The organism is Xenorhabdus griffiniae, from assembly GCF_037265215.1.
In the GTDB taxonomy this organism is placed as follows: domain Bacteria; phylum Pseudomonadota; class Gammaproteobacteria; order Enterobacterales; family Enterobacteriaceae; genus Xenorhabdus; species Xenorhabdus griffiniae.
On record NZ_CP147737.1, the window covers coordinates 1,795,991 to 1,805,663 of the forward strand.

The 9,673-nt window shown below is 43.2% G+C and carries 8 protein-coding genes; 7 read left to right on the top strand and 1 reads right to left on the bottom strand.

Annotation, left to right across the window (positions count from 1 at the left end):
- Nucleotides 1-80 precede the first annotated feature (80 nt).
- From rpsA to kdsB, 7 genes are all read left to right on the top strand, one after another.
- Nucleotides 81-1,754 (top strand): 30S ribosomal protein S1, encoded by a 1,674-nt coding sequence (gene rpsA, locus WDV75_RS08010; RefSeq protein ID WP_099133860.1) that lies wholly within the window; start codon nucleotides 81-83, stop codon nucleotides 1,752-1,754.
- A gap of 74 nt (nucleotides 1,755-1,828) precedes the next feature.
- Nucleotides 1,829-2,119, top strand: a complete 291-nt coding sequence (ihfB, locus tag WDV75_RS08015) for an integration host factor subunit beta (RefSeq protein ID WP_047767557.1) — start codon at nucleotides 1,829-1,831, stop codon at nucleotides 2,117-2,119.
- Nucleotides 2,120-2,440: 321 nt separating this feature from the next.
- A complete protein-coding gene (locus tag WDV75_RS08020) occupies nucleotides 2,441-4,786 on the top strand; it encodes a ComEC family protein (RefSeq protein ID WP_273557287.1) in 2,346 nt (781 codons plus the stop codon).
- 35 nt (nucleotides 4,787-4,821) lie between these two features.
- Nucleotides 4,822-6,570 (top strand): lipid A ABC transporter ATP-binding protein/permease MsbA, encoded by a 1,749-nt coding sequence (gene msbA, locus WDV75_RS08025; RefSeq protein ID WP_273557404.1) that lies wholly within the window; start codon nucleotides 4,822-4,824, stop codon nucleotides 6,568-6,570.
- Nucleotides 6,567-7,559, top strand: a complete 993-nt coding sequence (gene lpxK, locus WDV75_RS08030) for a tetraacyldisaccharide 4'-kinase (RefSeq protein ID WP_273557288.1) — start codon at nucleotides 6,567-6,569, stop codon at nucleotides 7,557-7,559. Before msbA ends, lpxK begins: the two co-directional genes overlap by 4 nt.
- 124 nt (nucleotides 7,560-7,683) lie before the next feature.
- Nucleotides 7,684-7,863, top strand: a complete 180-nt coding sequence (locus WDV75_RS08035; RefSeq protein WP_099133267.1) for a Trm112 family protein — start codon at nucleotides 7,684-7,686, stop codon at nucleotides 7,861-7,863.
- Nucleotides 7,864-7,866: 3 nt separating this feature from the next.
- A complete protein-coding gene (kdsB, locus tag WDV75_RS08040; RefSeq protein ID WP_273557289.1) occupies nucleotides 7,867-8,616 on the top strand; it encodes a 3-deoxy-manno-octulosonate cytidylyltransferase in 750 nt (249 codons plus the stop codon).
- A gap of 96 nt (nucleotides 8,617-8,712) precedes the next feature.
- On the opposite strand, the gene elyC is transcribed toward kdsB, so the two are convergent.
- Nucleotides 8,713-9,540, bottom strand: coding sequence for an envelope biogenesis factor ElyC (elyC, locus tag WDV75_RS08045; RefSeq protein WP_273557290.1), 828 nt, complete (start codon nucleotides 9,538-9,540; stop codon nucleotides 8,713-8,715).
- Between the last annotated feature and the right edge of the window lie 133 nt (nucleotides 9,541-9,673).

Below are 9,673 nucleotides of genomic sequence, written 5' to 3' on the forward strand. Positions count from 1 at the left end.
AAAGTTGCGAGGTATGTAAAACAACCCCATTCGGCTGGAAGCTTAATGGACGTTAATTAAAAATCTTGAAGATCATAAACATGACAGAATCCTTTGCTCAACTCTTTGAAGAATCCCTACAGGCTATCGAAACTCGTCCAGGCGCCATCGTTCGTGGTGTCGTGGTTGCTATCGATAAAGACGTTGTATTGGTTGACGCAGGCCTGAAATCAGAATCTGCAATTCCTGTAGAACAATTCAAAAATGCTCAAGGTGAGCTGGAAATCCAGGTTGGCGATGAAATCGACGTAGCTTTGGATGCGGTAGAAGATGGTTTCGGTGAAACTGTCTTGTCTCGTGAGAAAGCGAAACGTCACGAAGCATGGCTGATGCTGGAAAAAGCATACGAAGAAGCTGAAACTGTCACTGGTATTATCAATGGCAAAGTAAAAGGTGGCTTCACTGTAGAACTGAACGGCATCCGTGCGTTCCTGCCAGGTTCACTGGTTGACGTTCGTCCAGTTCGTGACACTGCTCACCTTGAAGGCAAAGAGCTTGAGTTCAAAGTCATCAAGCTGGATCAGAAACGCAACAACGTAGTTGTTTCTCGTCGTGCAGTTATCGAATCTGAAAACAGCGCAGAACGTGATCAGCTGCTGGAAAACCTGCAAGAAGGCATGGAAGTCAAAGGTATCGTTAAGAACCTGACTGACTACGGTGCATTCGTTGATCTGGGCGGCGTTGATGGCTTGCTGCACATTACTGATATGGCTTGGAAACGTGTTAAACACCCAAGCGAAATTGTCAATGTGGGCGATGAAATCACAGTTAAGGTACTGAAATTCGACCGTGAGCGTACTCGCGTATCTCTGGGTCTGAAACAACTGGGTGAAGATCCATGGGTAGCAATCGCTAAACGTTATCCAGAAAGTACTAAACTGACTGGTCGCGTAACTAACCTGACTGATTACGGCTGCTTCGTTGAAATCGAAGAAGGTGTTGAAGGTCTGGTACACGTTTCAGAAATGGATTGGACCAACAAGAACATCCACCCATCCAAAGTTGTTAACGTTGGTGACGTTGTGGAAGTTATGGTTCTGGATATCGATGAAGAACGTCGTCGTATCTCCCTGGGCCTGAAACAGTGCAAAGCTAACCCTTGGCAGCAATTTGCTGAGACTCACAACAAGAACGATCGCGTTGAAGGTAAAATCAAGTCTATCACTGACTTCGGTATCTTCATTGGTCTGGAAGGCGGCATCGACGGCCTGGTTCACCTGTCTGACATCTCCTGGAACGTTGCAGGTGAAGAAGCAGTTCGTGAATACAAAAAAGGCGACGAAATCGCTGCTGTAGTTCTGCAAGTAGATGCAGAGCGTGAGCGTATCTCTCTGGGCATCAAGCAACTGGCAGAAGATCCATTCAACAATTACCTGTCTGTAAACAAGAAAGGTGTCATTGTTACTGGTAAAGTCACTGCAGTTGACGCAAAAGGTGCTACAGTTGAATTAGCTGACGGTGTTGAAGGTTACCTGCGTGCATCAGAAGCTTCTCGTGACCGCGTTGAAGATGCAACTCAAGTTCTGAACGTTGGCGATGAAGTTGAAGCTAAATATGTTGGCGTTGATCGCAAAAACCGCGTAATCAACCTGTCTGTTCGTGCAAAAGACGAAGCTGATGAAAAAGACGCTATCGCTTCTGTGAACAAACAAGAAGACACAAACTTTGCTAACAACGCAATGGCTGAAGCTTTCAAAGCAGCTAAAGGCGAATAATCTAAGTCAATAACGGCGGGTAATGTTCTCTATAATGAGAATGTTACCCGAATACGGTAGTTTAGGGAGGTACCATGACCAAGTCTGAATTAATCGAAAGACTTGCAGAGCAGCAATCTCACATGCCGGCCAAAGCCGTTGAAGATGCAGTGAAAGAAATGCTTGATCATATGGCAGAAACACTAGCCGCAGGTGAACGTATTGAAGTTCGCGGATTCGGCAGCTTTTCTCTTCACTACCGGGCTCCGCGTGTGGGTCGTAACCCTAAAACGGGTGAAAAAGTGGAATTGGACGGTAAATATGTTCCCCACTTTAAACCCGGTAAAGAGTTACGTGACCGCGTGAATATCTATAGCGATAGCTAAGATATCAGTTATTACTTAATTAAACTAACGGCACCTTACGGTGCCGTTTTTTGTATATACTAATCGCCTTTCAAGATGCGTCTTATATCTCCCAGCGTAGCGGGGATAAACAATATGCATCTTGAAGTGAGATAGGTATATATCTAATTTAATGTATCTCTGGTTTTTGTGAGAATAGACGTATTTTTTTGAGATCGTTTCTTTTGTTTAAAAGTTAATTTGCGAAGCGATTCCACGAAAACATTTCTCTAACTGGCAGTAAGATTTACTATGTCATAAGCTCTCTTGCGTGAATGGAATGTCAGCACAGAGGCATAATGGATGCAGCCGATAATATTTTCTCTTTTTACCTGTTTATTTGCCATTTGGCGAAAACCAACGCCATTTATCAGTCTAAATTGGGCGGCATTAGCCATTATATTGGGAGTTTTTCCCTTATTATTCCTTGCAGAGCTTCCTCAACAAAAAGTCATTCAATACCTGGTTATCCTTGCGTTTTGCTTATTATTTTTTCCTTATAAGATTATACGACTAGTATCATTAGCATTATGGGCATTTATTTTCGGATGTTGGCATGGCCAGCATATATTGGCTCAAGTCACCTATTTCAGCGAAACATCCCGCACTGCAATCGTTATGATTGATAGTGTATCGTTGGAAAATAATACGAAGAAGGAAGATAAGAAGGCGCGTTATCGTATTAAGCTGATTGAGAGTGATGGGAAATATATTATTCCTGCCTTATATGCGTCAGTATCATGGAACTCTCAAGAGTTGCTATGTGCCGGTCAGAAGTGGCAGATGACAATGAAACTCAGACCTGTTCATGCTCAATTAAACCATGGTAGTTTCGATAGCCAGCGATATTCACTTTCTATTCGCCAGCCATTGAATGGAAAAATTATTGAGGCAAAACCTCTCGATAAAAATTGTAATCTCCGACAAAGTCTCATTAATAAGCTGTTACCAGAAATTCAACCATTAAAACAGGCGGGTATTGTCTTAGCACTCTCGTTTGGTGAAAGGACGTGGTTGGATAAATCCACTCGCTTGCTATTACAGCAGACAGGTATTGCGCATTTGATGGCAATTTCAGGGCTGCATATTGCAATGGCCAGCTTATTTGGCTGGAGTTTTGCAAGAATGACGCAGTTTTTCTTTCCTGCAAAATGGATTGGATTTCGCTTTCCATTGATCATGGGCTGGTTAACCGCAATGCTGTATGGGTGGTTGTCTGGTTGGGGAATTCCAGCCGTTCGGGCAATATTAGGGCTAACTTTATGGATTTATTTACGGTGCAAAAGCCGGCTGTGTTTTTCATGGCAATGGGCTTTATGGAGTGCCGCCTTGATTTTATTTTTCGATCCTTTGGCAATACTTTCTGACAGTTTCTGGCTCTCATTTACTGCGGTAATGGCACTGTTATTTTGGTTTTATTGGATGCCTTTGCCAGAAAAGATACGTCAGGGGTGGCAGTGGTCATGGCTGCGCGCACTGCATATGCAGTTGGGCATGTTGCTAATGTTGTTACCGTTACAGCTTTTGTTATTTCAGAGCGTTAATATTGCATCATTGGTGGCTAACCTGTGGGCTATTCCAATTATCTCTTTTTTATCTGTTCCGTTGGTTATGTTGGGGATGGTTTGTCTCTTTCTTCCGGTGATCCAACCCTTTTTATGGCAGCTTGTTGATTACAGTATTTTATTTGCTTTGGCACCTTTACCTATTTTGACATATTCATGGTTTGAAACAGGGTACTATCCGATAGTTATTACGTTAATCGGCTGGTTTTTTGTTGTGATTTGGCGCTTAGATTGGTGGCGATCCTATAAATGGTTGTTGGGCGTTTGCATTGGAATTATTGCGTGTTATTCCAAACGTTCTAATGATTATCAATGGCGTTTTTCCATGCTGGATGTGGGGCATGGATTAGCTGTGGTCATCGATAAGGGAGGGGAAGCGATTGTATTTGATACAGGAAATCGTTGGGAAACGGGCAGCATGGCAGAAAAAGTTATTGAACCTTATTTGCGTTGGCATCGGTTAACACCAGGGCAAATAATCCTGAGTCATGATCATCTGGATCATACGGGAGGAATAGAATATCTAACTGAAAAGTATCCCGATATCCAAATTAGAAGCCCTTCTCTAAATCAGGCCCATTTACCTTGTGTCCGTGGTGAAAAGTGGACATGGCAGGGATTAAATTTTGCCGTTCTTTGGCCTCCAGAAAAGTCAGTTATAGTTGGCAATGATCAATCTTGCGTGATCCGTATTGATGATGGTAAGTACAGTCTATTATTAACAGGAGATTTAGAAAAACCGGGCGAATACCGCTTATTGGAGCTTGAGAAGGATCATCTGCGTGCAACAATACTACAAGTACCTCATCATGGGAGTAACACCTCTTCTACTTCGGTATTTATGCGCAGAGTTATGCCTCGATATGCTTTGGCTTCAGTTGCACGCTATAGCCCGTGGCGATTGCCTTCAGTAAAGGTGAAACAACGCTACAAAAATGCTGGCATTGAATGGCATAGCACAGCGGTTTCTGGTCAGATAACCGGCTATGTTTATCGCGATGACATTAAATTAAAAGGTTATCGACAACAAATAGTGTCACGATGGTATCATCAGTGGTTTGGTATTCATGGCGATCATGAGTAGAATGATTCGCTATTTCTTTTGGTTTTGGTAACTCAATAATGAATGATAAAGACCTTTCTACCTGGCAGACCTTTCGCCGATTGTGGCCGATCATTACCCCTTTTAAAATCGGTCTGATCGTCTCGGCGGTTGCGCTAGTCATTAATGCTGCCGGTGATACATTGATGCTTTCCTTGTTGAAGCCTTTGCTTGATGAGGGTTTTGGTAAGGCAGACATTGGCGTATTGAAGTGGATGCCACTGGTTGTTATCGGATTGATGTTGTTGCGTGGCATATCTGGTTTTATATCGAGTTATTGTCTCTCTTGGGTATCAGGCAAAGTGGTCATGCAGATGCGTCGCCGCCTGTTCAATCATATGATGGGAATGCCTGTTTCCTTCTTTGACCAGCAATCCACGGGGACTTTGCTTTCCCGTATTACATACGATTCAGAACAGGTTGCCTCATCTTCCTCCGGTGCATTAGTGACGGTTGTCAGGGAAGGCGCATCAATTATTGGCCTGTTTATACTGATGTTTTATTACAGTTGGGAACTCTCGCTTATTTTGATCGTCATTGCGCCGATAGTTGCGGGAGTTATTCGTCTTGTTTCCGTGCGTTTTCGTAATATTAGTAAAAATATGCAAAGCAGCATGGGGATGGTAACAACCAGTGCTGAACAGATGCTGAAAGGGCACAAAGAAGTTTTAATTTTTGGTGGTCAAAAAGTTGAAACTGAACGCTTTAACAAAGTCAGCAACCATATGCGCCAGCAGGGTATGAAAATGGTCACTGCTGATTCCATTTCAGATCCGATTATCCAGCTTATTGCTTCTTTTGCACTGGCATTTATCCTGTATGCAGCCAGTTTTCCTGAAATTATGGGGGCTTTAACCGCAGGGAAAATCACTGTTGTATTTTCATCTATGATTGCCCTGATGCGCCCATTGAAGTCCTTAACTAACGTTAATGCTCAATTCCAACGTGGTATGGCTGCATGTCAGACCTTATTTACTATCCTGGATATGGAGCAGGAAAAAGACGAAGGTAAATTGGAAATCAAAAAGGCAAAAGGCAATCTTGAATTCCGACATGTTACTTTCTGTTATCCAACCAAGGATCATCCTGCATTGAAAAATATTTCAATGACGATCCCAGCGGGAAAGACGATTGCATTGGTGGGCCGTTCAGGATCAGGTAAATCGACAATTGCTAATCTCATGACGCGTTTTTATGACGTGAATGAAGGTGAAATAGTATTAGACGGTCATGACCTGCGTGAATATACCCTGGCTTCACTGCGTAACCAAATCGCGTTGGTATCGCAAAATGTCCACCTATTCAATGATACGGTTGCCAATAATATTGCTTACGCTAGCGAAGGATGCTTTAGTCGCGAAGAGATAGAGCGGGCGGCAGAAATGGCTTATGCAATGGACTTTATCAAAAAACTGGATAATGGCCTTGATACCATGATCGGTGAAAATGGTGTTTTGCTTTCTGGGGGCCAGCGTCAGCGTATTGCGATTGCCCGTGCTTTATTGCGTGATTCTCCGATTTTAATTTTGGATGAAGCCACTTCTGCATTGGATACAGAATCTGAACGGGCAATTCAGGCTGCATTAGATGAATTACAGAAAAACAGAACTTCATTGGTCATTGCTCACCGCCTTTCTACTATTGAAAATGCCGATGAAATTATCGTCATTGAAGATGGGAATATCATAGAAAGGGGCAATCATGCGACTTTGTTGCAACATGATGGGGCATATGCTCAGTTACATAGGATGCAATTTGGCCAATGATTGAACGCATATGGTCAGGTCGCTCGCGGCTTTACATCGTATTATTGCCATTATCAGCCCTTTATGGGCTGATAAGCGGCTTGCGGCGTTTAAGCTATAAACTAGGGTTGAGCCGCTCCTGGAAAGCACCAGTGCCTGTTGTGGTTGTCGGTAATTTGACGGCAGGAGGAAATGGCAAAACTCCGGTTGTTATTTGGCTGGTTGAACAATTGCAGCAAAAAGGTTATCGGGTTGGCGTTGTTTCGCGTGGTTATGGTGGGAAATCGGCACATTACCCGTTATTGGTTACCGATGAAGTAACAACGGCACAAGCAGGGGATGAACCTGTTTTAATTCGTCGTCGTACTGGTGTACCTGTTGCAGTGGCACCAAAGCGAGCAGAAGCCATTCAGGCATTATTATCACATGCTCCGGTTGATATCGTCATTACCGATGATGGTCTTCAGCATTATGCCTTGCAGCGTGATTATGAGATTGTCGTCATTGATGGCGTTCGTCGTTTTGGCAATGGTTGCTGGTTGCCTGCTGGCCCTATGCGAGAATTGGCGGGACGCTTGAATAGTGTCAATGCCATCATTGTTAATGGTGGAACACCCGAATCGGGTGAATTACCAATGACTCTAAAGGGCGATTTGGCGGTTAATTTGCTGACTGGGGAAACGCGAAAGGTGACTGATCTTTCCAATGGTGTTGCGATGGCAGGAATTGGTCATCCACCACGTTTTTTTGCAACATTGCAGCAATTAGGAGCGAAATTACAGAAAACATACGCTTTTGCTGATCATCAGGCGTACGAAAAATCTCAACTATTGGCCCTGGCAAATAGTGATCAAAATTTATTGATGACAGAAAAAGATGCGGTTAAATGTTTCCAATTTGCCCAACCTAACTGGTGGTATTTGCCTGTACACGCTGAATTACCTGAGGAAAAAGGGCAAAAGGTGTTGAATGATATCTGTGCCTTACTGCCAACATTAAATACTCGCTAATAATGCCAGGCTATTCTCACCTCACCATACTAAGCAAAATAAGGGAAATTAAACAAAGCAACAAAGTTAACGGTGATACATTGCTTATGGTATTCTGAGCCACATTAAATTTGATGGGGGATATATGGATCACCGTTTACTCGAAATCATTGCTTGTCCGCTATGTCATGGCAAGCTCAGTTATGATAAAGAAAACTTTGAACTGATTTGTAAGTTTGATCGTCTCGCTTTTCCCTTCCGTGATGGCATTCCTGTGTTACTAGAGAATGAAGCACGTGTCTTGCCTACAGAGGAAAATCAATAACCCATGTTTACCGTTATCATTCCGGCACGTTTTTCCTCAACCCGTTTACCTGGAAAACCATTGGCTGATATTCATGGTAAGCCAATGGTTGTGCGTGTGATGGAACGGGCTGTCCGTTCTGGTGCTGATCGGGTTATTGTGGCAACGGATCATCAAGAAGTGTTTGATGCAGTGATTGCCGCAGGCGGTGAGGCTTGCATGACACGTGAAAATCACCATTCAGGTACAGAGCGTTTGGCTGAGGTTATCGATAAATACCAATTTGCTGATGATGAAATTATTGTGAATGTTCAGGGTGATGAACCCCTTATCCCAGAACAGATCATCAAACAAGTGGCTGATAATTTAGCTGACAGTAATGCAGGAATGGCAACGCTTGCCGTGCAGATCCAGAATGCAGAAGAAGCATTTAATCCCAATGCTGTTAAAGTTGTGATGGATTCGCAAGGTTATGCCCTCTATTTTTCTCGTGCTACGATCCCATGGGAACGTGATCGCTTTATGCAATCAACAGAGTCTATTGGAGAGCATTTCCTGCGCCATATTGGAATTTATGCGTATCGGGCGGGGTTTATTCGACGTTATATCCAGTGGTCGCCAAGCCCCTTGGAAAGTATCGAAATGCTCGAACAATTAAGGGTGCTTTGGTACGGTGAAAAGATCCATGTAGCAAAAGCCCTGCAAGCGCCTGGTACAGGGGTTGATACACCGGAAGATCTACAAGCCGTCAGAAAAGTTTTTGCCACACTCTGATCTTCTTGTTTGAAATCGGGTGAAATTTAAAAGAGAATGCCGTAACGTTTATACAGCATTCTCTTTTTTCGTCACACTTCACTGCTCATTCTGATGTTATTTCTCACCCTCTTTTGGTTGAAGGTCTTTTGATTGTTCAATACGTATATCCTGACTTACCGGTTTAATAGCCTGCCAGATGCGGCCTAATGTCTCATACCAGGCACGCTCGGTGTGTGATAAATAGTAGGAAGAAGGAAGATATTTTTCCCACGAATATAGAGGCGTTGTGACGGCCAATTGATTGGCAGGACCCGCAATGGGATGCAGACCTCGTTGTACAAAAAACTTGAGGGCTCGTTCCATATGATTGGCCGAAGTGACAAGAATGAAAGGTTGTTGCCCAACGATTTTTTCAACTTCAGCAGCTTCTTCTTCTGTATCTAAGGGTTTTTTTAATGCTATCGTGTCTTCTACAGGAATTCCCAGAGATTGTGCTACCATAGCAGCAACTTCGGCACTGCTAATGGCATTAACGCCTTTACCGCCAGTAAAAATCATTTTGGCGCCAGGATTGAGACGATATAACCGAATCCCCTCCGTCACTCTGGGCAAGCTGTTACTGATAAGGTTGGCGCTGGGAGCCCATTGGGGGTTATAAGTAAAAGCGCCTCCAAGAACCACAATATATTTTATGGGAGTGATAGGAGTTGTGTCTGGTTCATAGCGTTGAACATATTTTCCCTCGACAGGGAGTAAGAGTTTATCCGCGACAGGCTGTAAACTAAATAAAAGTAATGCCAGCCAACTGAGTGATAAAATGGCTTTCCCTGTTTTTTGCCAACGGGTAACCCACAATAATAACAGGGCGGCAAAAGAGACGATAATAATCAACGGTAAAGGCATTAATAGTGAGCCGATATATTTTTTTAGCAGAAATAACATTGATTGGCCTTGGGTTGGTTAAATTATAATCGCGCAATGGCAAATTTAAGGCTAAAAGTAGTTAATTAAAAGATTACTGTGCCAAAATACATAGTAGTAAAAATAACGGTAGTAAAAATAGCAGTAGATAGCA

What these genes read in the sequence shown, in the direction of transcription:
- ihfB (WP_047767557.1), top strand. Translation starts at nt 1,829, where the DNA reads ATGACCAAGTCTGAATTAATCGAAAGACTTGCAGAGCAGCAATCTCAC.
- elyC (WP_273557290.1), bottom strand. Translation starts at nt 9,540, where the DNA reads ATGTTATTTCTGCTAAAAAAATATATCGGCTCACTATTAATGCCTTTA.
- WDV75_RS08035 (WP_099133267.1), top strand. Translation starts at nt 7,684, where the DNA reads ATGGATCACCGTTTACTCGAAATCATTGCTTGTCCGCTATGTCATGGC.
- WDV75_RS08020 (WP_273557287.1), top strand. Translation starts at nt 2,441, where the DNA reads ATGCAGCCGATAATATTTTCTCTTTTTACCTGTTTATTTGCCATTTGG.
- kdsB (WP_273557289.1), top strand. Translation starts at nt 7,867, where the DNA reads ATGTTTACCGTTATCATTCCGGCACGTTTTTCCTCAACCCGTTTACCT.
- lpxK (WP_273557288.1), top strand. Translation starts at nt 6,567, where the DNA reads ATGATTGAACGCATATGGTCAGGTCGCTCGCGGCTTTACATCGTATTA.
- rpsA (WP_099133860.1), top strand. Translation starts at nt 81, where the DNA reads ATGACAGAATCCTTTGCTCAACTCTTTGAAGAATCCCTACAGGCTATC.